This is a genomic window from Acinetobacter sp. A2 (genome assembly GCF_048537555.1).
Classification (GTDB): domain Bacteria; phylum Pseudomonadota; class Gammaproteobacteria; order Pseudomonadales; family Moraxellaceae; genus Acinetobacter.
Window position 1 is genome coordinate 2,791,998 of record NZ_CP183239.1, and the last position, 26,158, is coordinate 2,818,155.

General features: G+C 42.5%; 31 protein-coding genes and 1 pseudogene. 24 read left to right on the forward strand and 8 right to left on the reverse strand.

The window, feature by feature from the left end; translation table 11 throughout:
• Nucleotides 1–518 precede the first annotated feature (518 nt).
• From dapA to ACNS8M_RS13245, 4 genes are all read left to right on the forward strand, one after another.
• Nucleotides 519–1,418: a 4-hydroxy-tetrahydrodipicolinate synthase gene (gene dapA / locus ACNS8M_RS13230; protein WP_168417653.1), complete on the forward strand. Its 900-nt coding sequence runs from the start codon at nt 519–521 to the stop codon at nt 1,416–1,418.
• Between the two features lie 14 nt (nt 1,419–1,432).
• Nucleotides 1,433–2,029: a lipoprotein-34 precursor (NlpB) gene (locus tag ACNS8M_RS13235; protein WP_168460542.1), complete on the forward strand. Its 597-nt coding sequence runs from the start codon at nt 1,433–1,435 to the stop codon at nt 2,027–2,029.
• 36 nt (nt 2,030–2,065) lie between these two features.
• Nucleotides 2,066–2,785: a phosphoribosylaminoimidazolesuccinocarboxamide synthase gene (gene purC / locus ACNS8M_RS13240; protein WP_004974116.1), complete on the forward strand. Its 720-nt coding sequence runs from the start codon at nt 2,066–2,068 to the stop codon at nt 2,783–2,785.
• 348 nt (nt 2,786–3,133) lie between these two features.
• Complete coding sequence (locus tag ACNS8M_RS13245) at nt 3,134–3,346, forward strand: cold-shock protein (protein WP_168417652.1); 213 nt, start codon at nt 3,134–3,136, stop codon at nt 3,344–3,346.
• A gap of 110 nt (nt 3,347–3,456) precedes the next feature.
• Here the strand turns inward: ACNS8M_RS13245 and ACNS8M_RS13250 are convergent, their stop codons facing one another.
• Nucleotides 3,457–4,725 carry a replication-associated recombination protein A gene (locus ACNS8M_RS13250; protein ID WP_168417651.1) on the reverse strand — a complete coding sequence of 423 codons (1,269 nt, stop codon included), beginning with the start codon at nt 4,723–4,725 and terminating at the stop codon, nt 3,457–3,459.
• Between the two features lie 116 nt (nt 4,726–4,841).
• Nucleotides 4,842–5,294 carry a YcgN family cysteine cluster protein gene (locus ACNS8M_RS13255; protein ID WP_168417650.1) on the reverse strand — a complete coding sequence of 151 codons (453 nt, stop codon included), beginning with the start codon at nt 5,292–5,294 and terminating at the stop codon, nt 4,842–4,844.
• A 191-nt stretch (nt 5,295–5,485) separates the two neighbouring features.
• Here ACNS8M_RS13255 and ACNS8M_RS13260 point away from each other — a divergent pair, with 191 nt between their 5' ends.
• The 10 genes from ACNS8M_RS13260 to ACNS8M_RS13305 all read left to right on the forward strand — a co-directional run bounded on the left by ACNS8M_RS13260 (nt 5,486) and on the right by ACNS8M_RS13305 (nt 12,797).
• On the forward strand, nt 5,486–5,644 hold the full coding sequence (locus tag ACNS8M_RS13260) for a DUF1328 domain-containing protein (protein WP_004647174.1): 159 nt from the start codon (nt 5,486–5,488) through the stop codon (nt 5,642–5,644).
• A gap of 200 nt (nt 5,645–5,844) precedes the next feature.
• Complete coding sequence (locus ACNS8M_RS13265) at nt 5,845–6,585, forward strand: dienelactone hydrolase family protein (RefSeq protein ID WP_168417649.1); 741 nt, start codon at nt 5,845–5,847, stop codon at nt 6,583–6,585.
• A 70-nt stretch (nt 6,586–6,655) separates the two neighbouring features.
• The gene (locus ACNS8M_RS13270) at nt 6,656–7,018 is read left to right on the forward strand and encodes an HIT family protein (RefSeq protein WP_004974104.1); all 363 of its coding nucleotides are present in this window, start codon (nt 6,656–6,658) and stop codon (nt 7,016–7,018) included.
• 130 nt (nt 7,019–7,148) lie between these two features.
• Nucleotides 7,149–8,183, forward strand: coding sequence for an A/G-specific adenine glycosylase (mutY, locus tag ACNS8M_RS13275; protein WP_286428623.1), 1,035 nt, complete (start codon nt 7,149–7,151; stop codon nt 8,181–8,183).
• Between the two features lie 60 nt (nt 8,184–8,243).
• A complete protein-coding gene (locus ACNS8M_RS13280; RefSeq protein WP_168417647.1) occupies nt 8,244–8,783 on the forward strand; it encodes a M23 family metallopeptidase in 540 nt (179 codons plus the stop codon).
• 18 nt (nt 8,784–8,801) lie between these two features.
• Nucleotides 8,802–9,047, forward strand: coding sequence for a hypothetical protein (locus ACNS8M_RS13285; protein ID WP_168417646.1), 246 nt, complete (start codon nt 8,802–8,804; stop codon nt 9,045–9,047).
• Nucleotides 9,048–9,090: 43 nt separating this feature from the next.
• On the forward strand, nt 9,091–9,675 hold the full coding sequence (locus ACNS8M_RS13290) for a DNA-3-methyladenine glycosylase I (protein ID WP_168460468.1): 585 nt from the start codon (nt 9,091–9,093) through the stop codon (nt 9,673–9,675).
• 40 nt (nt 9,676–9,715) lie between these two features.
• On the forward strand, nt 9,716–10,738 hold the full coding sequence (ahr, locus tag ACNS8M_RS13295; protein WP_168460466.1) for an NADPH-dependent aldehyde reductase Ahr: 1,023 nt from the start codon (nt 9,716–9,718) through the stop codon (nt 10,736–10,738).
• A gap of 608 nt (nt 10,739–11,346) precedes the next feature.
• Nucleotides 11,347–12,051, forward strand: coding sequence for an FKBP-type peptidyl-prolyl cis-trans isomerase (locus ACNS8M_RS13300; protein ID WP_168460465.1), 705 nt, complete (start codon nt 11,347–11,349; stop codon nt 12,049–12,051).
• A 56-nt stretch (nt 12,052–12,107) separates the two neighbouring features.
• The gene (locus ACNS8M_RS13305) at nt 12,108–12,797 is read left to right on the forward strand and encodes an FKBP-type peptidyl-prolyl cis-trans isomerase (protein WP_168417642.1); all 690 of its coding nucleotides are present in this window, start codon (nt 12,108–12,110) and stop codon (nt 12,795–12,797) included.
• Nucleotides 12,798–12,904: 107 nt separating this feature from the next.
• On the opposite strand, the gene murJ is transcribed toward ACNS8M_RS13305, so the two are convergent.
• Nucleotides 12,905–14,455, reverse strand: a complete 1,551-nt coding sequence (gene murJ / locus ACNS8M_RS13310; RefSeq protein ID WP_171525557.1) for a murein biosynthesis integral membrane protein MurJ — start codon at nt 14,453–14,455, stop codon at nt 12,905–12,907.
• A gap of 80 nt (nt 14,456–14,535) precedes the next feature.
• On the reverse strand, nt 14,536–15,105 hold the full coding sequence (gene ampD, locus ACNS8M_RS13315; protein ID WP_168525268.1) for a 1,6-anhydro-N-acetylmuramyl-L-alanine amidase AmpD: 570 nt from the start codon (nt 15,103–15,105) through the stop codon (nt 14,536–14,538).
• A 177-nt stretch (nt 15,106–15,282) separates the two neighbouring features.
• Between ampD and nadC the strand changes: the two genes are divergently transcribed.
• Nucleotides 15,283–16,128: a carboxylating nicotinate-nucleotide diphosphorylase gene (gene nadC / locus ACNS8M_RS13320; RefSeq protein ID WP_168417639.1), complete on the forward strand. Its 846-nt coding sequence runs from the start codon at nt 15,283–15,285 to the stop codon at nt 16,126–16,128.
• A 61-nt stretch (nt 16,129–16,189) separates the two neighbouring features.
• On the opposite strand, the gene ACNS8M_RS13325 is transcribed toward nadC, so the two are convergent.
• Both ACNS8M_RS13325 and rph read right to left on the reverse strand, forming a co-directional pair.
• On the reverse strand, nt 16,190–16,459 hold the full coding sequence (locus ACNS8M_RS13325; RefSeq protein ID WP_419224916.1) for a hypothetical protein: 270 nt from the start codon (nt 16,457–16,459) through the stop codon (nt 16,190–16,192).
• A 162-nt stretch (nt 16,460–16,621) separates the two neighbouring features.
• Nucleotides 16,622–17,338, reverse strand: coding sequence for a ribonuclease PH (gene rph / locus ACNS8M_RS13330; RefSeq protein ID WP_096902471.1), 717 nt, complete (start codon nt 17,336–17,338; stop codon nt 16,622–16,624).
• A gap of 204 nt (nt 17,339–17,542) precedes the next feature.
• Between rph and ACNS8M_RS13335 the strand changes: the two genes are divergently transcribed.
• Complete coding sequence (locus tag ACNS8M_RS13335) at nt 17,543–18,193, forward strand: TetR family transcriptional regulator (RefSeq protein WP_168417638.1); 651 nt, start codon at nt 17,543–17,545, stop codon at nt 18,191–18,193.
• A gap of 96 nt (nt 18,194–18,289) precedes the next feature.
• Here the strand turns inward: ACNS8M_RS13335 and ACNS8M_RS13340 are convergent, their stop codons facing one another.
• On the reverse strand, nt 18,290–18,910 hold the full coding sequence (locus tag ACNS8M_RS13340) for a thiol:disulfide interchange protein DsbA/DsbL (protein ID WP_168460463.1): 621 nt from the start codon (nt 18,908–18,910) through the stop codon (nt 18,290–18,292).
• A 181-nt stretch (nt 18,911–19,091) separates the two neighbouring features.
• On the opposite strand from ACNS8M_RS13340, the gene ubiG reads away from it, so the two are divergent.
• The 8 genes and pseudogenes from ubiG to ACNS8M_RS13380 all read left to right on the forward strand — a co-directional run bounded on the left by ubiG (nt 19,092) and on the right by ACNS8M_RS13380 (nt 24,612).
• Complete coding sequence (gene ubiG / locus ACNS8M_RS13345; RefSeq protein ID WP_168417636.1) at nt 19,092–19,808, forward strand: bifunctional 2-polyprenyl-6-hydroxyphenol methylase/3-demethylubiquinol 3-O-methyltransferase UbiG; 717 nt, start codon at nt 19,092–19,094, stop codon at nt 19,806–19,808.
• Entirely contained in the window at nt 19,805–20,512 is a 708-nt protein-coding gene (locus ACNS8M_RS13350; RefSeq protein ID WP_419224918.1) for an HAD family hydrolase, read from the forward strand. The genes ubiG and ACNS8M_RS13350 overlap by 4 nt, the downstream gene beginning before the upstream one ends.
• 81 nt (nt 20,513–20,593) lie before the next feature.
• Nucleotides 20,594–21,340 (forward strand): YciK family oxidoreductase, encoded by a 747-nt coding sequence (locus ACNS8M_RS13355; protein ID WP_168417634.1) that lies wholly within the window; start codon nt 20,594–20,596, stop codon nt 21,338–21,340.
• A 310-nt stretch (nt 21,341–21,650) separates the two neighbouring features.
• A pseudogene (msuE, locus tag ACNS8M_RS13360) lies at nt 21,651–22,223 on the forward strand (FMN reductase); the annotation flags it as partial.
• 320 nt (nt 22,224–22,543) lie between these two features.
• Nucleotides 22,544–22,963: a hypothetical protein gene (locus ACNS8M_RS13365; protein ID WP_168460459.1), complete on the forward strand. Its 420-nt coding sequence runs from the start codon at nt 22,544–22,546 to the stop codon at nt 22,961–22,963.
• A gap of 138 nt (nt 22,964–23,101) precedes the next feature.
• Nucleotides 23,102–23,257, forward strand: a complete 156-nt coding sequence (locus ACNS8M_RS13370; RefSeq protein ID WP_165492522.1) for a hypothetical protein — start codon at nt 23,102–23,104, stop codon at nt 23,255–23,257.
• Nucleotides 23,258–23,500: 243 nt separating this feature from the next.
• A complete protein-coding gene (locus ACNS8M_RS13375; RefSeq protein WP_168417631.1) occupies nt 23,501–23,890 on the forward strand; it encodes an RcnB family protein in 390 nt (129 codons plus the stop codon).
• Between the two features lie 398 nt (nt 23,891–24,288).
• Nucleotides 24,289–24,612, forward strand: coding sequence for a hypothetical protein (locus ACNS8M_RS13380; protein WP_168417630.1), 324 nt, complete (start codon nt 24,289–24,291; stop codon nt 24,610–24,612).
• A gap of 134 nt (nt 24,613–24,746) precedes the next feature.
• Here ACNS8M_RS13380 and ACNS8M_RS13385 read toward each other — a convergent pair whose 3' ends face one another.
• Nucleotides 24,747–26,129, reverse strand: coding sequence for an IS200/IS605 family accessory protein TnpB-related protein (locus ACNS8M_RS13385; RefSeq protein WP_419224919.1), 1,383 nt, complete (start codon nt 26,127–26,129; stop codon nt 24,747–24,749).
• Nucleotides 26,130–26,158 lie beyond the last annotated feature (29 nt).

Here is a 26,158-nt window from a genome sequence, read left to right on the forward strand (position 1 = left end):
CCCTCATTTTTTTAAATAAATACCACTATTTCGCTAGAAAATTCTCACTATTTAAGAAGCCTGCATAAAGCAGAGTAGACTTAAAAGCTATTAATCTGAAAGGCAAAAAACCCATATATTCCGATTAAAATACTCAGATATAAGAGCTATAAACTCTGAATTGAGTGTTTTTTTCTATAATAATCATGGTTTCAGTGACAAATTTCAGCCTGCGGCATTAAAAATGACTCAAGTAGCATGATCTAAAGACCTGCAGAAAATCATTTCAGCTTTGCTGTGGTCGTTTTTGCTTTTTATTGTGAAAACAAATACCTGTTCAATTCATTTTTTACCGAACTTCACAAAGTTTCTGTTTGCTTTGACGAAAGCATATTGTTCTGACACACTGAATCAGTCATAATTTGGCTAAGCATTATTTAATCAAATTGATTAAATTTTGACCCAAATCAAAATACTGCAACCATCCACGTCTTCTTTTCTACACCATTGTGGATGGAAAAATAGGATCTTTTTAAAAAATGACTCAGCAAGCACAGACCATTCAAGGCTCAATTGTCGCAATTGTCACCCCAATGTTAGAAGATGGCAGCGTAGATTGGAAAGGTCTCGAGAAGCTGGTTGAGTGGCACATAGAACAAGGCACCAACAGTATTGTTGCTGTGGGCACAACTGGTGAAGCATCGACCTTAAGTATGGAAGAGCACACCAAAGTGATCGCAGAAATTATTCGCGTCGCAAATAAGCGTATTCCTGTCATTGCTGGTACTGGTGCAAACTCAACGCATGAAGCCATCGAACTGACCAAAGAAGCACAACAACTGGGCGCAGATGCGGCCCTATTGGTAACGCCTTATTATAATAAGCCAACCCAAGAAGGTTTATATCAACACTATAAAGCCATTGCAGAAGCGGTAGATTTACCGATCATTCTATATAACGTACCAGGTCGTACGGGCGTAGACATGTCTAACGAAACTGTCATTCGCTTGGCAGACATCCCTAATATTGTGGGCGTAAAAGACGCAACAGGCGATGTGCCACGTGGTCAGCAGTTATTAGCTGGCTTGAACGGCAAAAACATGGTGGTTTACTCAGGCGATGATGCGACAGCATATCAACTGATGCTACACGGCGCACAAGGCAATATTTCTGTAACTGCCAATGTTGCACCGAAAGCCATGAGCCAAGTTTGCGCGGCCGCGATTGCTGGTGATGCGGCAGGTGCAGAGCAACAGAACAGTACGATTGCAAATTTACACAATATTCTATTTTGTGAATCGAACCCAATTCCTGTGAAATGGGCACTTCATGAAATGGGATTAATTGGTACAGGTATTCGCCTGCCATTAACTCCGCTTGCAGAACAATATCGTGCACCGCTACGCGAAGCCCTTCAGGCTGCGGGTGTCATTCAATAAAAGAGCTTAGTATGATGCAATTACGTTTTGGTTTTATCGCCGCACTTTCAGTATTGAGTTTGGCTGGTTGTAGTTCTCTGGCCATTAACAATGGTTCATTGGACTATAAAGACACCACCACTTTAGCACCACTTCAATATCCTGAAGGTTCTGTGGTTCGACCTGCAACGCCATTGTATCCTGCACCAAGCGTTGACCCGCTTGCAACGGCCAATGCGCCAAAGCTTGAAAATTCACGTGGCAACCGTTTTGCAATGCCACGTCCTGAAGCTGTGCAAGCGAATACGACTGTTGAAGACAGTACCCAAATTGGCCGTCCTCAGCCTGTAGTTGATGGAAACCAAAATCCGTTACTCAAAATTGATGGAAATTCTGCTACAATTTGGCAATACACTCTTGCCACCCTCAGCAGTCTGAATTACAGCATTGTTGGTCAAAGTAAGAACCGTTACGAGGCAACCATTAAGGTCGATCAACAGATTTATGTCTTAAGATTGACCTCTGTCGGTTCGAGCAACAACTTAGCCGTGTTCAATGCCGATAACAGCTTTGCAGACCAAGAAAAAGCTGCAGATCTGTTGGCCCAGATTTACCAAAATTGGCCAGCCTAGCCGTACTAGGCATTTTTTTTTGAAAAAGGTTCCCTCATGTTAAAACAAACCTTGCTCTATACTGGTAAAGCGAAATCTGTTTATACCACAGACAGTGCAGACCACCTGATTTTAGTCTTTCGTGATGATGCCTCTGCGTTCAATGGCGAAAAAATCGAACAACTAGATCGTAAAGGTAAGGTGAACAACCGTTTTAACGCCTTTATCATGGAAAAATTGGCTGAAGCGGGTATCGAAACTCACTTTGAAAAGCTACTTACACCAAACGAAGTATTGGTGAAAAAGTTAGACATGATTCCTGTAGAATGTGTAATTCGTAACTACGCTGCAGGTTCACTTTGCCGTCGCTTAGGTGTAGAAGAAGGCAAAGAATTGACTCCACCAACATTTGAATTGTTCTTTAAAGACGATGCGCTTGGCGATCCGATGGTCAATGAATCTCAAGCGATTGCTTTAGGTTGGGCCAATGCAGAACAATTGGCAAAAATGAAAGAACTGACTTACCAAGTCAACGATGTATTAAAAGCATTGTTTGATGCAGGTAACATGATTCTGGTCGATTTCAAACTTGAGTTTGGTGTATTCCACGACCGTATCGTATTGGGTGATGAATTCTCTCCAGACGGTTGCCGTTTATGGGACAAAGACACCAAGAAAAAACTCGACAAAGACCGTTTCCGTCAAGGTTTAGGCGGTGTGGTTGAAGCTTATGAAGAAGTTGCTGCACGTTTAGGCATCGACTTAGACAACATCTAATCTTCAGTTGTCTTGAATTCTAAAGGCCGAGCTATTTTGCTCGGCTTTTTCATTTTTACTGTGCCAACAAAGCATAAATTGCCAAGCGGATTTGTTCAAAATAAATGAGTTTAGAAGACATGACCTGATTGCCTTTTTTAAATTAATTTGAATTTAAATTGTGTATTCTGCAATTCCGTGTATGCTTGTACCCATACTAGAAAAATATGAAGTTCGTTTTAATCGTCTAAGTCCGTAGTTTTATTTTGTAATCCTTCGTTTTGTTCAGATTTTAAGTCGCATCTTTTTCCCAGTTATTCCAAATCTTTTTAGATTGCAAAATATTAAAATTCAGCAGGATATTTCCCTATGTCGAATACTACGATGAAAGGCACTGTAAAGTGGTTCAACGAAACTAAAGGTTTTGGCTTTATTCAACCAGAATCAGGTCCAGACGTGTTTGCACACTTCAGCGAAATTGCACACTCAGGCTTCAAGACTTTACATGAAGGTCAACAAGTTGAATTCAGCGTAACTCAAGGTCAAAAAGGCCCGAACGCTGTAAACATCAAACCGCTTTAAGTCTTTGCTTACAGACACCTCTTTGATGTCTGTAAACCAATGCAAAAAAGCTCAAGTGTATGCTTGAGCTTTTTTTATGCCAATTATTTTTATCAGCTGCACTAAATAGCTTATGACTGATTTTGCTGCCAGCGACGTTGCTGTAAACGTTCGCCTTCAACCTCACGCTTGTTGCGTGCTGACTCATACAGTTTAGTACCTTTCAATTCAGGTGGCATATATTCCTGTAGCACAAAATGCTCTGGGTAATTGTGTGGATACAAATAATCTACCCCGTAACCCTGTTCTTTCATCAGCTTGGTTGGTGCATTGCGTAAATGCAGTGGCACAGGCAAGTTCGCTGTTTTTTCGGCCAGATCCATCGCTTTGTTAATTGCCAAATAAGTGCTGTTACTTTTGGCACTGGTGGCCAGATACACCGCACATTGTCCTAAAATAATCCGTGCTTCAGGCATGCCAATGACTTGTACCGAACGAAAGCACTCGCCTGCCAGCAACAAGGCATTCGGGTTGGAATTGCCTATATCTTCTGAAGCTGCAATTAACATACGGCGTGCAATAAAAGTCGGGTCTTCACCGCCTTTAAGCATGCGTGCCATCCAATACAATGCTGCATCGGGGTCACTGCCACGAATTGACTTAATAAAGGCCGACACCAAGTCGTAGTGCTGTTCGCCCGACTTGTCATAACGAGCAATATTTTGTTGTGCGACCTTCACCACAATGGCATTGGTGATGATGTTTTCTACATCTGGTTCAAAGGTACTTGCAACCAAGTCCAGTAAGTTTAAAGCTTTGCGTGCATCGCCTGCGGCAAACTGAATTAGAGCATCAAATTCTTCAATCTGAATATAACGGTCTTTTAAGAACTGATCTTGCTGAATGGCTTGTGTTAGCAAGGTCTGAATTGCATCGGCATCTAGGGCTTTTAAAGTATAGACCTGACAGCGAGATAACAAAGCACTGTTCACTTCAAATGAAGGGTTTTCAGTCGTCGCACCAATTAAGGTGATTTTGCCCTTTTCAACTGCATTCAATAAGGCATCTTGCTGTGACTTATTAAAACGATGAATTTCATCAATAAAGACCACAGGTGTAAGTAAGTCACCGCCTTCGGCAATTATTTCACGCAGTTCCTTAACCCCAGTATTCAGCGCAGAAAGGCTGATAAAAGGACGGTCTACCGCCTGTGCCAACAATAAAGCAATGGTGGTTTTTCCGACCCCTGGTGGTCCCCAAAATATAATTGAAGGCAAATGCCCCTGATCAATCATTTGGCGCAATGGTGCTTGCTCACCCAGTAAATGATCTTGGCCGATAATTTGCGCTAAATCACGTGGGCGCAAGCGCTCAGGCAGCGGAATATGACTTTCTGACATCTTGTTATTTCTATACTTGACTTCACTCTAGTCTACTATGATCTCAGGCTTTGGAGTATTTCTAATCGTGCTGATTTATTCTGAAACTCTAAGCGTGACCTTACATTGAAGATAAATCAACGCACCCAGCGCACCACATAATCTTCAATATCTTCTTCTGCAACATCTAATTCTGAAATACAGCGCCCAGCCGCAGATTTTTTGGCTTTAATCACACTTTGTCGCGAACCTGTATTTAAATAATGCCAAGACGGCAAATTTTTACCTTCTTTTAAACGTCGATAAGCACAACTTGGCGGCAACCAGTGAATTTTTTCCAGTTTTTCTGGGGTAAGTTGAATGCAATCGGGTACGAATTCAAAGCGATTGGCATAATCTGAACAACGCGCTGTGTTGCAATCCAGTAACTTACACGACACTTTGGTATAAGCCACTTCCTGCGTGTCTTCATCTTCTAATTTGACCAAACAGCATAAACCGCAACCATCGCACAAGGCTTCCCATTCCGCTGTAGTTAAGGCATTCAGCGGATAGTTTTTCCAAAATTCAGGTCGTAATTGATCAGACATAGCGCACAAAAAATATATAAACCGCCCCATTATAACAGCCTTCTGGGGACTTGTAGGCTTGCTTTAGTCTTTAAACGAATCAAACACTTAACTTTAATAACTGAACATTTAATACACAAAAACAAAACAGTGCACTGCGCGCACATCCCTATACTGAATTCAGAAGCTATAAAAACACATGGAGAAAAATTATGTTTCGTTGGGCTATTATCTTTGCAGTAATTGCATTAATCGCGAGTCTACTTGGTTTTGGTGGTGTTGCAGGTCTGTCTAAAGACTTTGCCATTATCTTATTAGTCATTGCTGTTATTCTGGCAATTGTTGGTTTCTTATCTCGCGGGAAAGTCTAGTCAGACATTCTGCAAAACTTAAATAAAAAAGAAGGATGATTCCTTCTTTTTTTATGCCTGTTTTTAAGTAAATCCATACCCATTCCACGATTTTTAAAATATTTTCTCACATTTATAAGCAGGTTTTACCCTGTTTTTAAAAATGCGTGCCATATTATTATGCTTTAATCATGGCATTGAAAACGATAAGGAAAGAAGGCATGGCTTTAGCAATCAAAACTCGCGAAATTGAATATACTGCTGCAGATGGAAGCAAACTGATTGGTTATTTTGCAGCACCAGAAACCAGCGAAGCTGTCGCGGGCGTGATTGTCGCACCTGAATGGTGGGGACGCAATGAATACACCGAACAACGTGCCCGAGAGCTGGCTGAACATGGTTTTGCTGCACTGGCAATAGACATGTATGGCGACAAAAAAGTCACCACCACCGCCACTCAAGCCAACGAATGGATGATGCAAACTTTTGAAGATGCAGACACAATTGTGACTCGTGCGTCTGCAGCTTTAGACGCTTTAGCTGCCCAACCTGAAGTAAATCGCGATAAACTCGCTGCAATTGGCTTCTGTTATGGTGGCAAAGTGGTCCTTGATTTGGCGCGTTCTGGTGCTCCTGTGCAAGCCGTCGTGACCTTCCACGCGAACCTAAGCCCGAAAGCCCCTGCACAACAAGGTCAGGTTCAAGCCGAGATTTTGGTATTGCATGGTGAGCTAGACAGCATGGTGACTTTAGAAGATGTAGCAAGTTTCCGTGAAGAAATGCATGCGGCACAAGTTGACCATGAAGTGATTATTTTTGAAGATGCCAAACACGGCTTCAGTAACCCTCAAGCCGATGAGCGTGCTAAAGCCAACGGTGTAGATTTAGGCTACAACGCTTCTGCAGAGCAGCAAGGTTTAGCGGCAATGTATGAAGTGCTAGATCGACGTTTGGCCAATTAATCTGCTGTACATATAACGCAGCATATACTCAACGCAAGCCAAAGAAAATTTTAAAGAAGAGGATATAACAATGACTGAGCAATGCCCTTATTGCAATTATGATGATTACGATGTTTTGGCAAAAAATGAATTTGGGGTGATTTTGCCTGAACCGAATGCCCTGTCTAAAGGACATTGCGTAATTATTCCAATACGTCATGTGGGTTCTTTTTTTGAAGTCACCGACAAAGAGCGTAAAAGCCTGTTGTCTTTATTGGAACTGGCGCGCAATGAGTTGCAATTACGTCATCAGCCTGCGGGTTTTCATATTGGCTTTAATGATGGCGATGTATTCGATGCCAAATCTGAGCATTTACACATCCACATTATTCCGCGTTATGAAGGTCAGACCTTAAAACTGGATAACCGTTGGGGCATGAGCGGTCAAATCTAAGCGACTGCTTTTTTCTCTCAACAGGGTCAAGCCCAAATAAAAGAAGATGCTGCGTCATCTTCTTTTTTATGCACCTCATTCCTGCGCCAGTTTGGCTATACTAGGCCGCTACTTTACAAACTGGGTTCGCATGACTGCTTTTTCATTTTCTGATGCTCTCCTCACGTGGTTCGATCAACACGGACGCCATGACTTACCGTGGCAAGTGGCCAATGATCCTTATGCGGTGTGGGTGTCTGAAATTATGCTGCAACAAACTCAGGTCAAAACCGTATTGCAATATTTTGAGCGTTTTATACAGCGCTTCCCTACCGTACAAGACCTAGGCCGTGCCACATGGGATGAAGTTGCCCCTTATTGGGCCGGTTTAGGGTACTACGCCCGCGCCCGTAACTTGCATAAAGCAGCCACAATTGTGGCACAGCAAGGGCATTTCCCAAGCACCTTGGAACAATGGATGGCCTTGCCTGGCATTGGTCGCTCTACAGGCGGTGCCATGATGTCACTGGGTTTACGTCAATACGGCGTAATTATGGATGGCAATGTAAAGCGCGTATTGGCACGCTTTTTTGCCATTGAAGATGATTTATCCAAACCTGTGCATGAACGTGCCATGTGGCAACTGGCAGAGCAGCTTTGCCCTGTCACACGTAACCATGACTACACCCAAGCTATTATGGACTTAGGCGCCACCATTTGTACCCCGAAAAAACCATTGTGCCTTTATTGTCCTATGCAGCAACACTGCAAAGCCCATCAACAAGGTTTAGAACAAGAGCTACCGTTTAAAAAACCGAAAAAAGCCGTACCTGTAAAATCTGCACAGGTGTTGGTGTTGCAATGTGCTGAACAATGGCTCTGGCAACAGCGTCCCAATACAGGACTGTGGGGCGGGCTATGGTGTCTACCTGTGATTGAAGATAGATTGGCTTTTGAGCAGTTGTGCCAAAGTTTAGGTCTTAAACACGTGCAGCAACGTGCACAAATTTCTCACAGTTTTACCCATTTCACCTGGCAGCTCGAAGCCATTTGTTTTCAGGTCGATGCCGATTTGCAAGAACACCTTGCGATTGAGCTAAATGCACAATGGTTAAGCCCGCAACAAGCCAGTGATTTAGGAATTCCCACTGCCATGAAAAAATTGATCTCGGCAATCAATCTATGACATAGTCAAACATTGTGAACACTCAACGCATTGCATTCACTGCTATTACAAGGATGTTCTATGTTTCGATGGATTGCCATTTTAAGCGTATCGATGCTCATGCTGCTGATAGCCGCCTGTAGTTCTGCCCCGAAAAAACCCAGTACACCCTTACCACCCGACTTGGTACGCAAACTCAATCAAATGCAATTAAAAACCCGCTTGCCCATTCCAGTGCGAGGCATTAAAGCAAATCGACTTAGTGACACTTGGGGTGCTTCACGCAGCAATGGACGCCTGCATGAAGGCATCGACATCATTGCCCCTAAAGGCAGCAAAGTGTATAGCGCCACCGAAGGTTTAATTGCAGATTTACGCGATAATCGCTTAGGTGGTAAAGTGATTTGGATACTCGGCCCCGCAGGCACTTGGCATTATTATGCACACTTAGATGGACATAAGCGTGGACTCAAAGTTGGCGATTATGTCAAAGCTGGGGCACATATTGGCTATGTGGGCAATACAGGCAATGCCCGACATACCGCAGCACATTTGCATTATGGGCTCTATTTAAATGGTAAAGGACGCGGTGCGGTCAATCCTTATCCTTATTTACGTTAATTTTGTTAGGAACATTTCATGTCTGAAGCCCTGATTAATCGACTGGTGGAATTTGCTGAATCTGGCAATCAACAAAAAATTGTATTGGCAGGACAAAGCCATCAAGGTTGGGTCATGGAAATTACCGAAGATGCCTTGCTCATCAGCACAGGCTACTCAGATAAAGTCGGTAAAGATAACTGGATTTCCTTTCAGGACTTAGAACAGGCCGAATTATATTATTGGGATAACCAAAACGACCAATGGGCGCAATTTCAGCTCTAATCTGCCCGATTATTTTATGCCTTAATTGATCAGGAGTACGCACATGACCTTACAACGCTGTGGCTGGTGCTCTGATGATCCGCTCTATATGGCCTATCACGATTTAGAATGGGGACGGCCTGTCTTTGCAGAAGCACATCTGTTTGAAATGCTTTGCCTAGAAGGCCAACAAGCAGGTTTGTCTTGGATTACCGTTCTAAAAAAACGTGAAGCTTATCGCCAGCATTTTTTTCAATACAGCATTGCTGAAATTGCAGCCCTCAGTGATGACGAGATCGCACTTAAATTACAAGATGCAGGCCTGATTCGGCACGCAGGTAAATTAACTGCCATTCGTGACAACGCAATTGCATGGCAAAAATTAAAAGATGATGAGATAGATGTTGTGAAATGGCTCTGGGATTTTGTCGCACAGCAGCCAATTTCTAATGACGTGCCAGACTATCGTCTTGCCCCTGCACAAACCACAACCAGTGTGGCCATGTCTAAAGCCTTAAAGAAAAAAGGGTTTAAATTTGTAGGGCCAACTACCTGTTATGCCTTTATGCAGGCCGTTGGTATGGTCAATGACCATGAAAATCACTGCAACTTTAAAACCCTGACAAAGGTTCAGCATACTAATCCTTAGCCGTAATCACACAGTCAGCCCATGACAAGGACAATGCAATATGAGTAATACCATTCGAGCCTATGCCGCAATGCAAGCGGGTGAACCACTACAAGCCTATGAGTTTGATGCAGGTGAACTGCAGGCACATCAGGTGGAAGTCAAAGTTGAATATTGCGGCTTATGTCATTCCGATCTCTCGGTCATTCAAAATGACTGGCATTCTTCAGTCTATCCTGTAGTGGCAGGACATGAAATTATTGGCACCATTACCCAATTGGGTGCAGAAGCCAAGGGCTTAAAAGTTGGACAACGCGTAGGTATTGGCTGGACAGCAGACAGTTGCCAATACTGCGATGCCTGTATAGCGGGTGAACAAGTACTGTGCAGCAATGGCACTACAGCCACCATTGTTGGGCATGCAGGCGGTTTTGCCGATAAAGTCCGAGCAGGCTGGCAATGGGTCATCCCCTTACCCGATGCGGTCGATCCTGTCAGTGCAGGACCGTTACTCTGCGGCGGTATTACCGTATTTGATCCGATTCTGAAACACCAAATTCAAGCAGTGCATCATGTTGCTGTGATTGGTATTGGTGGCTTAGGCCACATTGCAATCAAACTCTTAAAAGCATGGGGCTGTGAAATTACGGCCTTTAGTACTAACCCCGACAAAACTGCAGAATTGTTGGCCATGGGGGCAGATCATGTGGTGAACAGCCGTGATGCCGCTGCGCTTAAAACCCAACGTGGCAAATTTGACCTGATTTTAAGTACGGTAAATGTGAGCTTGGACTGGAATGCCTATTTAAGCACGCTGGCACCGCATGGCACTATTCACATGCTAGGTTTAGCGCTGGAACCCATGCCTATTAAGGCAGGCAGCTTGATTGGTGGTGCAAAATCAGTGACGGGGTCTTCAACAGGTTCACCCAAAGCTCTGCGTCAATTACTTCAATTTGCAGCACGCAAACAGATTGCCCCGCAAGTCGAAGTTTTTCCAATGTCACAGATCAATCAGGCCATTGAACATTTGCATCAAGGCAAGGCTCGCTATCGGGTGGTGTTAAAGGCCGACTTTGACTGATTTTAAGTTAAATCAGGATAGTCAAATATATTTATGTCTATCTTTATTTAGGTAAAACCGCTTATCTAAAAACCTAGATAACATGAAGATACTCGGAAGTGTCATCCACAACCTGAGCAAAAACAAGCACTGCTTTGTTTGCAGCGCAAGTCAACTGTGGATGAATAGTTCTAATATGGCGAATAAATAAGTGGTAATAGCACAGCATCGCAAGATGGTTTTCTTGCGATGCTTTCAACTTTTCATTTTACCGAATGAGAGTATATTTCGTAAAAGTGGGCCGAACCGAAGGTTAATCCAATTATTGGACGACAAGCCCACAGAACGCTGTCTTAATCATTTTACGATTACAATAAAAATTTTCCTGCAGCTCAAACTAAATCAGAGTTTTCTTAATTTGCTCACAGCGAATCCTGAATTGATAAGATTTATGTATAAAAAATGTTTTAGATATTCAGTCTGTTATAGAATAAACTGCGTAAGCAGCATATATTAAAACGTTGAATCGATACCTGCTTCAACGCAGGTATCAAAATAGAAAAGTCTGTAAAAAAGTCTGCTAAGATGAATGCTGCTTTTTTAACTATAAAATGAATTTGAGAAAACCTATGAGTAAAGCCTTACCCATCGCTGTTGCTGTAATTTTAGGCGGTGCTGCACTTGTTCCTGTTTATTATGCCTCTCAAAACCCTGCGGTTGCGACTTCTAAGGCGTCTGCAAATGCCTCAGCCGTTGAAAAAATCAGCTACGCTTTGGGTTATGAAGTGGCACATCAAACCCCACCAGAGCTGGACATCAACAGCTTTGTAACAGGTGTGCGTGAAGGTCATGCGCGTAAACAACCTGCTTATACTGAAGAAGAACTACAAAAAGCCTATGAACAGTTCCAGCAAGAGTTGCAACAAAAACAAGCGACTCAAGCACAAGCTGCCCAAACTGCCAGTGATTCATTCTTAACTGAAAATGGTAAAAAAGCAGGCGTACAAACCACAGCATCTGGCTTACAGTACCAAGTCGTTAAAGAAGGTACAGGCAAACAGCCAACAGCAAGCTCTGTGGTGAAAGTGCACTACACCGGTAAACTGGTCGATGGCAAAGTATTTGATAGCTCAGTACAACGTGGCGAACCAATTGAATTCCCACTGAACCAAGTGATTCCAGGTTGGACTGAAGGCTTACAACTTATGAAAGAAGGCGGCAAAGCCACGCTGTATATCCCATCACAATTGGGCTACGGTGAACAAGGCGTACCGGGTATGATTCCTGCCAACAGCACCTTAATTTTTGATGTTGAACTGATTGAAGTGAAATAACAACATCGCCCTTTCAGGAGAGCTTGGCTCTCCTGTATTGTCTTAGGACGGAAATAATGAAAAAACACCTCGCCCTTGTGTGTATTGCGCTACTCAGTAGCAGTGGTTTTGCAAAAACAGTGACCAATAAAAGCCCTGTTGCAGATCAGGTGGGTTATAGCTTTGGCTATTTAATGGGGCGCAGCAATGCTGAAACGCTAAAAGACATTGATTTAGAAGCCTTTATGACAGGCTTAAAAATGGCTACCCAAGACCAACCTGCCAGTCTGAGCGATGAAGAAATGGCGCGGGTTTTAACCCAATTTAGAAAACAAGCCGAAGCCAAACAACTGATTGAACTAAAAAAAGTAGCCGATGCCAATGCAAAAATTGGGCAAGCCTTTTTAAGTAACAATGCAAAAAAGGCAGGGGTAAAAGTCACTAAGTCTGGCTTGCAATATCAAGTCTTACAAGCGGGTGCAGGTAAATCACCAAAAGCCACCTCGACTGTCAAAGTGCATTATGAAGGTCGCCTAATTGATGGTACGGTATTTGACAGCTCCATTGCTCGTGATCAGGCCGCTGAATTTCAGGTGAGTCAAGTCATTCAGGGCTGGACTGAAGGTTTACAGCTAATGAAAGTCGGTGCCAAATACCGCTTCTTCATTCCTGCTGCATTGGCCTACGGTCAAATTGGCTCAGGTGATGCCATTGAGCCAAACAGCACGCTTATTTTTGATGTGGAACTCTTAGAGATTTTAAAATAATCACCACTCACACTTTTGATCAAGCGCTGAGAGAAAAATACCGCAATTTAAATTGCGGTATTTTTTTACTTTGATGTTTGGGATGCATTCAACAGCGATTTCTGTATTTATGGTTTTAAATGACGTGGTCTAAAGCCTGTTGCCAATAAACCAATCGCATATGCCAGCACACCCACTACACATAGTGCAGTCACTTCAGCCACACGCATCCACTGTGATACATCACCGTTATACCAAGTTAAGGCGTACCATAACGCAGCAATCATCACCGCATTGGCAACGGAAAATTGCAGAATAAGTTTTTTCCAGTGAGCACCAAAACGGAAAATCTTGCGCTGATGCAAATAAAAATACAGCATGCCAGCATTGACCAAAGCCGAACCTGAAGATGCCAACGCCAATGCCATGTGCTCAGCTTCCCAATCAATCAGTTTAAAAAAGCCAATAAACACCACGTTTAAAATAGCATTGGCTGCCACGGCCATTAAACCAACCCGTACAGGGGTTTTGGTGTCTTGCTGCGCATAAAAGCCCGGTGCAAAGACTTTAATCAGCATGAATGAAATTACCCCTGCACTCATACATTGCAAGGCCAAAGCCGTCATTTGTGTATCTTGAAAGGTAAACTGACCACGCTCAAACAAGGCCTGAATAATCGGGGTAGACAGCATAAACAGTGCAATACTGGCAGGTACACCCACCAAAATAATTACCCGTGCCGCCCAGTCCATCATGCCACGGAATTTGTCCATATTCTGTTCTGCATGACGTGCAGACAGTGACGGTAAAATAACTGTACCAATCGCCACACCAATTAAACCTAGCGGCAACTCTGTCATACGTTCTGCACTATACAACCAAGATACCGAACCATCCTGCATAAAAGAGGCCCAAATGGTATTGAGTAACAGGTTAATTTGCGTAACCGACACCCCAAACAAAGCAGGCAGCATCAGCTTCATAATCCGATCCACACCTTCGTGTTTAAAATCAACCTTGGGTGGAATCAGCAGTTTTTTACGCCACAATTCAGGAATTTGAATTGCAAGTTGTAAAGCACCCGCAATAATCACCGCCCAGCCCAGTGCCATAATTGGCTCTGCCATGTACGGCGTGAGCCATAATGCCCCTGCAATCATTGCCAGATTCAGCAATACAGGTGCAAAGGCAGGCGTAGTAAATGAGCCGTAGCTGTTTAAAATACTGCTGGCAAATGCCGTTAACGACATAAACAACAAATAAGGAATGGTCAGGCGGAACATATCTGTCGCCAAAGCGAACTTGGCTGGGTCGCTATGGAAGCCTGGTGCGTAGATATACATTACTGCAGGTGCAGCCACCATGGCAACAAAGGTTAGCCCTGTCATTACTGTCATTAGACAGCCAAAAACCCGACTAATCAGAATTTGCACTTCGGCATGGGTACGACTGGTTTTGTATTCGGTCAGTACCGGAATAAAGGCCTGCGAAAATGCCCCTTCGGCAAACAAGCGCCTGAAAAAGTTGGGAATACGAAACGCCACCACAAAGGTATCGAAATCTTTACCTGCACCAAATACATTCAGCAACACCACGTCACGGACTAATCCAAGTACCCGTGACAGCATGGTCATTGCACTGACAATAAAGGTCGATCGCCAAAGCGCCATCGTTACCACCCAATTAAAAATTTAGTCGCTATTGTAATCAAAGCATCAACAAAGTTTTGTTATTGATTGATCAATTTTTTCTGTAATGTCTAAGCTTTAGCTTGAGATAACTGTTCACGAAAACGTTGCCAGTCAAAAAATGGCCCGGGGTCAGTTTTACGACCAGGGGCAATATCGGAATGCCCTGCAATATGCTGCTGAATACGTGGATACGCCTGTTGCAAGGCCTGCACCACTTGTACCAAACGTGCATACTGTACCTCTTCAAAAGGTAAATCGTCACTGCCTTCCAGCTCAATACCTATCGAATAATCATTACATTCAGGCTGTGCCATATAACTAGAACGCCCTGCATGCCAAGCCCGATCTGCAAAATTGACAAATTGTAGCACTTCGCCTGTTCTTAAAATCAGCAAATGTGCCGACACTTGCATGCCCTGAATAGTCTGAAAATAAGGATGCTGCGACCAATCCAGCTGATTTTGAAAAAACTGCTCGATGTAGCCCCCGCCAAATTGTGACGGCGGCAAACTAATATTGTGGATGACCAGCAATTGAATCTCTTGGTCTGTCGGACGGGCGTTGAAATTTGGAGATGGGACTTGTCTTGCCCCCTGTAATTGTCCTTCAACCACCTGAAACGACGGCTCATGCTGCATAAGGCAACCCTCAAGCAATTAGAAAAGAAAAATAGAAGTCTATTTTCAGTTTAATGCCAAGCCATGGCAATGAACATCTTAAATTACACCCGAACGTGGCTAAAAAATACATCCAGACGCAGAACAATGCTAATATAACGCGCAATTTTCATGGGCAAAACCGACACGGAAAATCTTATGAGCATCTCTCCATCTTTGCTTGAACACTCTATCCAAATCAATATTCAGCAAGCGCTGCAAGAAGATATTGGCGATGGTGATATTACCGCATTATTGACCCCTGAAGATGAGCAGGCCACTGCGACCATTATCAGCCGCGAAGATATGATTCTGGCAGGTCAGCCGTGGGTGAATGCACTGATTCAAGCTTACGATGCCAATGTTCAAGTGACTTGGTTAAAAAATGATGGAGATCGAGTTGCTGCTAACGAAGCCTTTTTAAAATTGGCAGGTTCAGCTCGCAGCCTATTAACCGTAGAGCGTCCTGCATTGAATTTTGTGCAGACCTTGTCTGCGGTTGCCACCAAAACTGCGGCTTATGTGCAACAGCTTGAAGGCTTAAACACCAAATTATTAGATACCCGTAAAACCTTACCAGGTTTACGTATTGCACAAAAATATGCCGTGACTGTTGGTGGTGGTCAAAACCATCGTTTAGGCTTGTTTGATGCCTTTTTAATTAAAGAAAACCACATTATGGCAGCGGGTGGCATTACTCAGGCAATTGCCAAAGCACATGCCATTGCTCCGGGTAAGCCTGTAGAAGTTGAAGTGGAAACTTGGGATGAACTCAATCAAGCCCTCGATGCCAAAGCTGATATTGTGATGCTCGATAACTTTAGCCAGCAACAGATGATAGATGCTGTTCAGCATGTGGCGGGGCGTTGCAAACTTGAGGCATCTGGCAATATCACCATTGAAAATTTACGTGAAGTGGCCAGCACAGGCGTTGATTATATTTCGATGGGTGTCTTGACCAAAGATGTGAAAGCTATTGATTTATCGATGCGTTTCAATGCTTGAACTTAGATAAGTTGAAATTCAGGAGGCAAGCTTGCCTCCTTTTTTATGCCTGAATTTCTACTCAATCATCATCTTCGTTGTCGTTGTCGTTGTCGTTGTCGTTGTCGTTGTCGTTGTCGTTGTCGTTGTCGTTGTCGTTGTCGTTGTCGTTGTCGTTGTCGTTGTCGTTGTCGTTGTCGTTGTCGTTGTCGTTGTCGTTGTCGTTGTCGTTGTCGTTGTCAGAAGCTTGACCGAGTACGCTACGATTGTCTTCATTTTCACGTTCTGAACGTGAATCACATGCAGTCAGTAGCAACATCATTGCAGACATCAAAATAATCAGTAATTTCATGGGCATCTTCCTGTTTTAAACATTTTCGATCATCTTAAAAGAATCCGTGCATCGGTATTGTATAGTTTTGATTCAGCCCTCCTGACATGATTCAAGCGCATCCATAAAAAAACGCATCCGAAGATGCGTTTTGAACAGCGGTACAATCTTAGAAAACTTGGTTTACCAGCCTAAAGCCTGTTGCTGTTTTTTCACCAATTCCTGAATACCTTTTTCTGCCATTTCCAACATGGCATTGCACTGCACGCGAGTAAACGGCTTGTCTTCTGCAGTACCCTGAATTTCAATAAATTCACCTGCTTGGGTCATGACTACGTTTAAATCGGTCTGGCAGTTTGAATCTTCTTCATAGCATAAATCCAGTAATACCTCATCTTGGTACATGCCTACAGAAATTGCAGCTACCAAACCTTTTAATGGGTCATGCTTAATTTTTTTCTTTTCTAGCAATACATTCATGGCATCAATTAATGCCACTGCCGCGCCTGTAATGGCTGCAGTACGGGTACCGCCATCTGCCTGAATCACATCACAGTCAATGGTAATGGTATTTTCACCCAGTTTTTTTAAATCGACCATGGCACGTAAACTGCGACCAATCAAACGCTGAATTTCCTGTGTACGCCCGCTTTGTTTGCCACGTGCTGCTTCACGGTCACTACGGGTATGCGTTGAACGTGGCAACATGCCATATTCTGCTGTCACCCAGCCCTGCCCCTGACCTTTTAAAAAACGAGGTACAGAGTTATCAATACTGGCCGTACACAAAACTTTGGTATGACCGAACTCAACCAAAACTGAACCTTCAGCATAGCGAGTATAGTTACGGGTAATTTTTACCTCACGTAATTGGTCTAAGGCTCGTTGGTCAATACGCATAATGGGTCCTTATTTTTGGCTCAAATCAATTGCCCGCAAGTATAACAGATGCCACAGCGAAGGTCGCTTTTCTAGGCTGTTCCCTGTGCAGTTTCGCTTACTTCTGCCACAATAACCGCAACATCGCTTCATTCATCTTTTAGTATTATCCTGCAATTCAGGTTTTTGTTAGACTGCGCGGCACTGGCAGAATCAGGAAATAAAATGTCGATTCGAGAAGAACGAAAACAACAAAGTCGTCAGGCCATTATTGATGCGGTACTACAACTGAGTGCTTCTGGACGTGCCTTTAGCAGCATCAGCTTAAGGGAAATTTCACGACAGATTGGGCTCGTGCCCACCGCGTTTTATCGGCATTTTCAAGATATGGATGCTTTAGCACTCGATTTGGTCGATCAAGTTGCCCTACACATTAAAGGGATTTTGCATCAATTGGGGCAAGGCTATTTGTACCAACCCGATGCACAGACAGAAACGGCACTGACCCTGTTTTTTAAATCAGTCGATCAACGCCCACACCAATGGATTTTTTTAATTGCCGAACGCTGGGGCGGTTCTGCCGTTTTACGCCAAGCCATTGCCCGTGAAATTGATTTTTTAATTGAAGATTTAGCCAATGATTTGCAACGGGTAGAAAGTGTGCAGCATTTTCAACATGCCGAAGACTTACACGTCCTGGCCAATATTTTAATTAATTTGTCTTTAAACTGGGCAATGAACTGGATCAGTTTGGGACAGCAATTTGAAGCAGAAAAATTGCAGCAACAACAGCAACACTTCATACAACAAAGCATTACCCAAGTCCATTTGCTATTTCGTGGTATTTGCCACTGGCAGCGTCCGCAGCCTATTTAAAGTTATCTGCTAAACACTTTAGCCATAAAAAACCGCAATGATCTTTCAATCATTGCGGTTTTAGGCACAAGGTGATTTCACCACAGCATCGTAGTTTTATTTCTTGGCTTTACGCTCTTGATCGACCAAGTAATTCACCACCTGAATCACTTTGCCGTTATCGCCCTGCACGATGTATTTACCATTTACAACCACGGCAGGTACACCCGTCAATTGATACTGACGCGCCAATTGCTTAGCTTGTGAAATTTTAGAAGTGATCGCAAACGAGTTAAACATGCTGTTAAATTTCGCTTCAGGCACGCCATATTTTACAAAGAATTTGGCTTGAGACTGTTGGTCAAAAATTTGCTGACCTTTGTCATGAATAGCATGGAACAATGGCAAGTGAGTTTTCTTACGTACGCCCAATGCTTCAGACACATAATAGCCACGCGCATTCATTTCCCATACAGGGTTCATGGCAGCTGGGGTACGCACAAAATTCACATCTTTAGGCAATTTGCGTAACCAAGTCTGCATATATGGCTCTAGGGTAAAGCAGTGGCCACAGCCGTACCAAAAGAATTCACGTACTTCAATTTTACCTGGGACATCCACTTTCCCTGGGTTAGCAACAACGCTGTAATCTTTACCTGCAACAAAATTTGCAGCCATTGCACTACCAGAAATAGCAAAGATGGCCGTTGCCAAACTACCTAAAAGGAATTTTTTCATTGCGTTTATAGTCCTCTAAATCATTCTGTTTAGTTTATGGCAACACTATAAATCAAATATGCCGATTTCGTTTTCCTTCTGTGAACTTTTTTACAGCTTTTATCGCTTTTTTTAGAATTAACGCTACACTAGGGTTTATACATATTTTTACCATCATCACGATTAAATTGAGGTGACACCCATGTCGCAACTGAATGTTGATCCACAAGAAATTGCCAAATTTGAAGCATTTGCAGCCATATGGTGGGATCAGCATTCCGAGTTCCGTCCCCTGCACATGATTAACCCACTGCGCCTGAACTGGATTGATGAACATGCAGGCGGTTTAGCAGGCAAAAAAGTACTGGATGTCGGTTGTGGCGGCGGGATTTTGGCAGAAAGCATGGCACGACGTGGTGCCAATGTACTCGGCATTGATATGGGCGAAGCACCTTTAAATGTGGCGCGTATCCATGCTGAGCAAGAAGGCGTAAATAATATTGAGTATCGCCAAATTCCAGTTGAGCAACTGGCAGAACAACAAGCTGGCCAGTACGATGTCGTGACCTGCATGGAAATGTTAGAGCACGTACCCGACCCTGCCTCAATTATTCAAGCCTGCCAAAAACTGGTCAAACCAGGTGGTCATGTATTTTTCTCTACCATTAACCGCAATCCAAAATCATACTTATTTGCCATTATTGGTGCAGAATACGTGCTTCGTATGCTGGCCAAAGGTACGCACGATTATCATAAATTTATTAAACCATCTGAATTGGCACATGATATTCGCCAAGCGGGTTTAAAACTCAAAGATATGACGGGTTTACACTACAACCCACTGACTAAACGCTATTGGTTGGCACCTAATGTTGATGTGAACTACATGGTTTACACGGTCAATGAGGCAACAGAATGAAAGCCGTTTTATTCGACCTCGATGGCACCTTAATTGATACCGCTGCAGATTTTATTCGCATCATTCAAGACATGTGCCGCGACAAAGGCTGTGAGATCGTAGCAGCAGAAACTATTCGTACACAGGTGTCTGAAGGTGCGCGGGCAATGGTAAAACTGGTCTATCCAGAACTTGAGGTAGATGATCCAGTATTTCTTGCGCACCGACAGCGCTTTTTAGACCTGTACGGTGCAGATATTGCAGTCGAAACCGATCTGTTTGAAGGCATGTATCCACTGCTCGAAGCTTTGGAACAGCGTCAAATTCCGTGGGGAATTGTCACCAATAAACCCCGCTGGCTCAGCGAAGCACTGCTCAAAGCACTGAATTTAACTGAACGCTGCGCAGTTTTGGTCTGCCCTGAAGATGTCAGCCACACCAAACCTGACCCAGAACCCATGTATTTGGCAGCCAAACAGATTGAAATTGCCCCTGAAGAGTGTATTTATGTGGGTGACCATCCACGTGATATTGATGCAGGCCGCAATGCCAATATGTACACCATTTTGGCCGCTTACGGTTATTTACCGTTGCAACACAAAGATGACTTAACAGCGTGGCAAGCAGATTGTATAGTGGATTCAGTCGCTGAATTACATACGGTTTTAGATAAATTGCTGCTGCAAGCCGCAACATCATCAAGCAGCCTGAATGCCAATGCCTGAGTTGATTCTATAACACCTGTCAAAGCACGAATATCACATTTAAAACATGACCAATAAAAAATCAATATAGGAGGGATGACCATGAAATATTCAGAATATCAACCTCGCCCCGATCTGTTAAAAGATCGCATTATCCTCATTACCGGTGCGGGAGATGGTATTGGACGTGCCGCTGCCCTCAGTTATGCCCTGCATGGGGCCACCGTGGTACTGCATGGTCGTACACTCAATAAACTTGAAGTCATTTATGATGAAATTGAAAGTTTAGGTGCACCACAACCTGCTATTTTACCGCTGCAACTATCTAGCGCATCGCCACGTGACTATGAGTTACTGGTCGATACCCTAGAGAAACAATTCGGACGTTTAGACGGTATTTTGCACAACGCAGGCATTTTAGGTGAACGCACCGAGTTAGCAAATTACCCTGCAGATGTCTGGGATGATGTCATGGCAGTGAATTTACGTGCACCTTTTGTCTTGACTCAGGAATTATTGCCGCTTTTGGCGAAATCAGAACATGCCTCGGTGGTATTTGCCAGTTCAGGGGTTGGTCGTGAAGCACGTGAACGCTGGGGGGCTTATTCAGTTTCTAAAATTGCGATTGAAGCGGTCAGCCAATTATTTGCCAAAGAGCAAGTTCACCCGAATATTCGCTACAACTGCATTAATCCAGGTGCGACCCGTACAGCCATGCGTGCCAAAGCCTATCCAAATGAAGATCCGAAAACCTTACCAACACCCGATGCAATCATGCCAGCCTATTTATATTTAATGGGCGATGACAGCTTACACATGAACGGTCAAAGTATTGATGCACAGGATTAATCCTGTGCGTCTGCATCCCGCTTTTTAATACTACGTTTGTGCAAAAAATCGTCATTTTCAGCTTTTTTAAATTACTTGAATACGCATCACTTTTTTATATATACGCCATCTATAAACGAAAAACCTTATTTAAATAAAATATAAATATAAATTTTAACAACTTATGCTTCAGTTTTTAGCCCCAATCTATGCCTATAGTGCATATCTAGAAATGAGATAACTTTACAGCTTTTGCTTATTTTACAGTGCACAGCCCAATCATGATTAATAGCGACATTCCAAATTAATTTATTTTTAGGTTGTTCAGCACATGTCATATTCTCAGCAAAAACCGCTCAATATTGTTGCCATTTCCGGGGGGCTCAATGCGCCTTCTAAAACAGAAGCGCTGTTACAGACCCTGGTAGAGCGTTTGGCCAAAGCCATCCCGATTCAGGTACATTTCATTAAATTTAGTGAAATTGCGCCACTTTTAGGCGGTGCAATTTACCGCAATCAATTGCCTCAACAAGTGCAAGACCATTTAGCTGCTGTAGAAAATGCAGATGCACTGATTGTAGGAACACCTGTCTATCGGGCGTCATTTACAGGTTTATTTAAACATTTTTTTGATTTTGTTGAACAAAATGCACTGATTGATGTGCCAGTATTATTGGCTGCATCTGGTGGCAGCGAGCGACATGCACTGGTTTTAGAACATCAATTGCGCCCTTTATTCAGTTTTTTCCAAGCACAAACCTTGCCTATTGGTGTCTATGCCACAGACCGAGATTTTAGCCCTGAATACACCGTACAAAGTGAATTGCTTAATGAGCGAATCAATTTGGCCATTACCCGTGCAGTTCCAGTTTTGCAATGGGAGGCAGCCAAATCACAGTACGCTATAGCCCAAACACAAGTGGCTTAATGACCACCACACATAGCACAGCTTGATCACAGCGCACCCTCACGGGATAGATATATGAAATACATATCTATCCCACGCATGACTTAGCCTTCATGTTGCCAGTGCTGCAGCAAATTCAGATCAGCTTTCTTTTTTATGCAGGTTACGTAGCATACTGTCAGTTTTCAGACCTTCATCTTGTGTAAAATAAGCACTTAAAGGCCACCGCAGTAATTGTCTGTGTCTATCTTGCATAAACAGAATTCACTCGCTACGCTTCTGCCTTTCTATCCCACTCTTACGCTGCAGAGAACAACATGACTGAATTAAATAACATCACCGTAACCCCGCTAGAAGATGGCATGGTGTCTTTACTGATTGATGGTCAGCCTATTTCTGAAAAATACGGCATGAAGTTTGAAGCCAGCATCGTGGATGATATTCAAGCGCTCGACAACAGCCAAAAAATCAAATTGTTTGATCAGTTTGTGTTTTCACATACCGATCTCAATTTTGAACATGCTTACCACTATGTCACTGGCATTGAAAAGTTGGATGATCGCTATCACGTGGTCAAAAACTTTGTCTATCGTATTAAAATTGAAGGGCAACCTGAAATTGAACACGTGATTACCAAACAAGGTGCACCAATGACAACTGAAGATGTGCGTGAATTTATTAATGCACATATTCAAAAATCACTCACCGACTATACCGACTTAAACTACGCTTACTAAAAGCCAGTGAAGCTACCAAACTCAGGGTCAAGACATTAATCGTTTTATTGGATTGAAACAATAAAATTAAACTGTTTTTCAAATTAATATAAATCCTCTATTCTAAATCCATCTTCAACAGTATTGAGGTAGATTGCGATGACGGATATGAAACGAAAAACAGCCGTGATTCAAAGTATTGAAACTTTACAACTGAGCCAACATTTGATTGTTGCCTTAGATGACAAAGAAAAAGCCGAATGTGTAGCGAGCGCAGTGCAGTCTTTACAAGGTTTGGCAGATCAGTGGAACTGATGTATCCCATAGCGGCTCGCTGCTATGGTCATGCTCGATCTAAAATAAAATACCCCACCCCCTTCCTCTCTATTTTCTGCACGCACATACATTCAAAATGCTTTTTTTGTCACATAATAGAATAGACTCTATACTGTAGCATCAGGCTTTATTTAAAAAATTCATGTGCTTTCTTCACAGTTTCTCTGCATTTAATGGCTAAAGTATGAACTGTGAAATAGAGATGAGAAATGAGGGGTTTACATGAAAAAGATTTTGACAGTTCTGGCAATGTCTTTCAGTGCTTTACTTGGCAGTAATTTAGCGACTGCTGCTCCTCAATTTGATCGGGATCATGCGGAACACCCGCGTTATCAGGCACAAAATAAACGTGAATTTCGTGCCAATATGGAAGAGCGCGTACAAGACAAGCGTCGTATGCGTGAAGAACGTGGTGTAAAACGCTTGCAGCAACATAAGTGGCAAACGGGCTATGTCATGCCGCAGCACTATCGTGGCAATGGCTATAAGGTCGATTATCAAGATCACGACCTGCCTAGACCTGAACGCAAACAACAATGGTATAAAATTAATCAGGACTATATTTTAGTCGATTTGGAAAACCATCATATCTTGCGTATTGCAGGTTCATAAACACGCCTGAATGTGTAATTGAATTTTATCGAGAAGCCCAATCTAGAGTTTGGGCTTTTTTATGGGCACTCATTCCCACGAAAAAGTAAACTGATATTCCTAACTTACTTGGACGCTTTAAAAAGCATCCAAAGATTATGATTTGATTACATTTATCAGTAAGACCTATCAAAACTGTCTAAAAACTGACTTGTTTCAAAATTGGATTTTTCTTGATTTTATAATCATGATTTATTATTAAGATATTGATTATTATAAATAATATTCACTTGTGTTGCGTATCACCACCATTCTTTTAGATGGGGTTGGATCTGTGAGGTATTTGGCATGCTTTTCCTATAATTTAAAAATTTTGTTATGCTCAATACTTAGATAAAAATAATATGTGAAATTAACAAATGATAAGTACAATTTGCCTGCATGAATTGCCAGCAGAACAATTAAAAAAAATGTCTCCAGAAAATATTGATCAAACTTTAAAGGATGAACAACCATATTTTCAGCATCACCCAAAAACAACAGATTCCCTTGCTATCAATGGATCTAAAACTAAACAGGATGGTCTCGTGAAAGCCAGTGCGACACCAAGAAAAATTGGTGGTCTATCGGTTGTACTTGTTGGCGAGAATGTGATTTATACAGAATTATTTACACCCTCAAATAATCAGCCCATACGAAATCTCAATTTACCCCATATTACTCAATATCTTAGAAAACCATAAAGCCCAAATAATATACCTGAGCTTTATGGATTCTTTACTTTCCACGGTAATCCCTTCAAAAGAATAGATAACCAAGCACATCTTGGTTTCTCATCTTGCAAAGCGGTACATCCATTCTGTTCCTTAAAATGTAGTCAAACATACTCAAGGACTAATTCGCACTCTGTTAATGTCTTGTTGCCAAACGTGTAACTAGAGCCTGAGTCGGTCAGTTCCGACTTATAGCGATCAGTCCGTTCTTGCAATATACGCTTTACAGTTTTGTAAGGCGTATAACGACTTATCTCATTGTCGTTTAATCTTGCAAGCACGTTTCTCGCAGCATTCCAATCAGCTTGCACAACTTCCCCATTAAAACGATGAAAGCGATCTCCCTTGCGTGTGCCTATTAAAAGCCCACGTAAGAAAGAATCACTTTGCGAAGTGTATGCAGAATTGACTAGATGCACCGTAGAACCTCTACGGTGAGATATAGAAGTTAGGGCATTAGCTAACAAACCTTTAGCCCATGTATTTAAGCGTCTATTGGTGTTTTTACCATAGTTGCGTTTACTTTGAATTGGGGATGTTAAATCTTCCGCAACAATCACTTTGGCTTTATCAACCAACTTGTGAGTTGCTGTAAATATTAATGTTTTGAGCTTTGCTTTTTGAGTATCTTGTCGCTTATCTAGCTTCTTGCGACCTAGATTATTTAACTCAATTTTCTGTTTCTTGTGTGGTTTAGCTTTAGCAATCGCTCTGAGCTTGTTTCTGTGCTTGTACTTTTGATTTAAATAATCTGATTCACTTGAGATCAGCTTGCCTAGACCACTCCCATATACATCGCCATCAGAGTCCACAAAAGCTTCTGAGTACCCTTTATCAACACCTACTGTTTCCTGACCACAATCTTGTGTTTCAACTGCATCATAGGTTGAATGAACTTCAATATTGCCATTTTTTAGAATAATTCTTAATGTGCCTTGCGGTGCAAAATCAACAGTCGTATTTAATGGGATTTTAATGGTTTGTCGAGGGATTAGGCTTGGTACTTTAAGCCAACATTGACCATTTAACTCAAAGGTTTTACACATATCCGCACGAACAATAATTTGATTATGTGTGTGATTAACACCATGCTTAAAGTGATTACGCATTTGACGATGGAGGAAATTATCAGTCATCCATTCATCTTTTTTAAGCAAGGTGTATAGTCTTTTTTGTTCATTATTACAGGAGGTGCGTTTTCGGATCGCCTGCTTTACTTTGTCTTTTGATGCTTCTCGATAGGCTTTAATATCACCTATGCAATCACGTAGCGTTTCTTTCCACGCATTTGCAGAAACACCAAAGTCACGACTTTCTTTCATCCACGCATCACGAATAGCTCTGTCACTGATATTCAAACCTGAAATAGCACCATATTTAGCCCACACCTCGCTACGAATACGACCAAGTAAAACAGCTTGTTTCTCAAGCTGTTTGTACTTTTGCACATTCAAGTTTTTACAATGGTGGATGCGTGTTAGTTTCAAAAGTTATTCCTTGATGTTCACTAATTCTT

What these genes read in the sequence shown, in the direction of transcription:
- ubiG (WP_168417636.1), top strand. Translation starts at nt 19,092, where the DNA reads ATGTCGCAACTGAATGTTGATCCACAAGAAATTGCCAAATTTGAAGCA.
- dapA (WP_168417653.1), top strand. Translation starts at nt 519, where the DNA reads ATGACTCAGCAAGCACAGACCATTCAAGGCTCAATTGTCGCAATTGTC.
- ACNS8M_RS13235 (WP_168460542.1), top strand. Translation starts at nt 1,433, where the DNA reads ATGCAATTACGTTTTGGTTTTATCGCCGCACTTTCAGTATTGAGTTTG.
- ACNS8M_RS13300 (WP_168460465.1), top strand. Translation starts at nt 11,347, where the DNA reads ATGAGTAAAGCCTTACCCATCGCTGTTGCTGTAATTTTAGGCGGTGCT.
- ACNS8M_RS13325 (WP_419224916.1), bottom strand. Translation starts at nt 16,459, where the DNA reads ATGAAATTACTGATTATTTTGATGTCTGCAATGATGTTGCTACTGACT.
- nadC (WP_168417639.1), top strand. Translation starts at nt 15,283, where the DNA reads ATGAGCATCTCTCCATCTTTGCTTGAACACTCTATCCAAATCAATATT.
- purC (WP_004974116.1), top strand. Translation starts at nt 2,066, where the DNA reads ATGTTAAAACAAACCTTGCTCTATACTGGTAAAGCGAAATCTGTTTAT.
- ACNS8M_RS13280 (WP_168417647.1), top strand. Translation starts at nt 8,244, where the DNA reads ATGTTTCGATGGATTGCCATTTTAAGCGTATCGATGCTCATGCTGCTG.
- ACNS8M_RS13340 (WP_168460463.1), bottom strand. Translation starts at nt 18,910, where the DNA reads ATGAAAAAATTCCTTTTAGGTAGTTTGGCAACGGCCATCTTTGCTATT.
- ACNS8M_RS13285 (WP_168417646.1), top strand. Translation starts at nt 8,802, where the DNA reads ATGTCTGAAGCCCTGATTAATCGACTGGTGGAATTTGCTGAATCTGGC.
- ACNS8M_RS13350 (WP_419224918.1), top strand. Translation starts at nt 19,805, where the DNA reads ATGAAAGCCGTTTTATTCGACCTCGATGGCACCTTAATTGATACCGCT.
- ahr (WP_168460466.1), top strand. Translation starts at nt 9,716, where the DNA reads ATGAGTAATACCATTCGAGCCTATGCCGCAATGCAAGCGGGTGAACCA.
- ACNS8M_RS13260 (WP_004647174.1), top strand. Translation starts at nt 5,486, where the DNA reads ATGTTTCGTTGGGCTATTATCTTTGCAGTAATTGCATTAATCGCGAGT.
- ACNS8M_RS13375 (WP_168417631.1), top strand. Translation starts at nt 23,501, where the DNA reads ATGAAAAAGATTTTGACAGTTCTGGCAATGTCTTTCAGTGCTTTACTT.
- ACNS8M_RS13290 (WP_168460468.1), top strand. Translation starts at nt 9,091, where the DNA reads ATGACCTTACAACGCTGTGGCTGGTGCTCTGATGATCCGCTCTATATG.
- rph (WP_096902471.1), bottom strand. Translation starts at nt 17,338, where the DNA reads ATGCGTATTGACCAACGAGCCTTAGACCAATTACGTGAGGTAAAAATT.
- ACNS8M_RS13335 (WP_168417638.1), top strand. Translation starts at nt 17,543, where the DNA reads ATGTCGATTCGAGAAGAACGAAAACAACAAAGTCGTCAGGCCATTATT.
- mutY (WP_286428623.1), top strand. Translation starts at nt 7,149, where the DNA reads ATGACTGCTTTTTCATTTTCTGATGCTCTCCTCACGTGGTTCGATCAA.
- ACNS8M_RS13355 (WP_168417634.1), top strand. Translation starts at nt 20,594, where the DNA reads ATGAAATATTCAGAATATCAACCTCGCCCCGATCTGTTAAAAGATCGC.
- ACNS8M_RS13265 (WP_168417649.1), top strand. Translation starts at nt 5,845, where the DNA reads ATGGCTTTAGCAATCAAAACTCGCGAAATTGAATATACTGCTGCAGAT.
- ACNS8M_RS13370 (WP_165492522.1), top strand. Translation starts at nt 23,102, where the DNA reads ATGACGGATATGAAACGAAAAACAGCCGTGATTCAAAGTATTGAAACT.
- ACNS8M_RS13245 (WP_168417652.1), top strand. Translation starts at nt 3,134, where the DNA reads ATGTCGAATACTACGATGAAAGGCACTGTAAAGTGGTTCAACGAAACT.
- ACNS8M_RS13255 (WP_168417650.1), bottom strand. Translation starts at nt 5,294, where the DNA reads ATGTCTGATCAATTACGACCTGAATTTTGGAAAAACTATCCGCTGAAT.
- ampD (WP_168525268.1), bottom strand. Translation starts at nt 15,105, where the DNA reads ATGCAGCATGAGCCGTCGTTTCAGGTGGTTGAAGGACAATTACAGGGG.
- ACNS8M_RS13365 (WP_168460459.1), top strand. Translation starts at nt 22,544, where the DNA reads ATGACTGAATTAAATAACATCACCGTAACCCCGCTAGAAGATGGCATG.
- ACNS8M_RS13305 (WP_168417642.1), top strand. Translation starts at nt 12,108, where the DNA reads ATGAAAAAACACCTCGCCCTTGTGTGTATTGCGCTACTCAGTAGCAGT.
- ACNS8M_RS13380 (WP_168417630.1), top strand. Translation starts at nt 24,289, where the DNA reads ATGATAAGTACAATTTGCCTGCATGAATTGCCAGCAGAACAATTAAAA.
- ACNS8M_RS13250 (WP_168417651.1), bottom strand. Translation starts at nt 4,725, where the DNA reads ATGTCAGAAAGTCATATTCCGCTGCCTGAGCGCTTGCGCCCACGTGAT.
- ACNS8M_RS13270 (WP_004974104.1), top strand. Translation starts at nt 6,656, where the DNA reads ATGACTGAGCAATGCCCTTATTGCAATTATGATGATTACGATGTTTTG.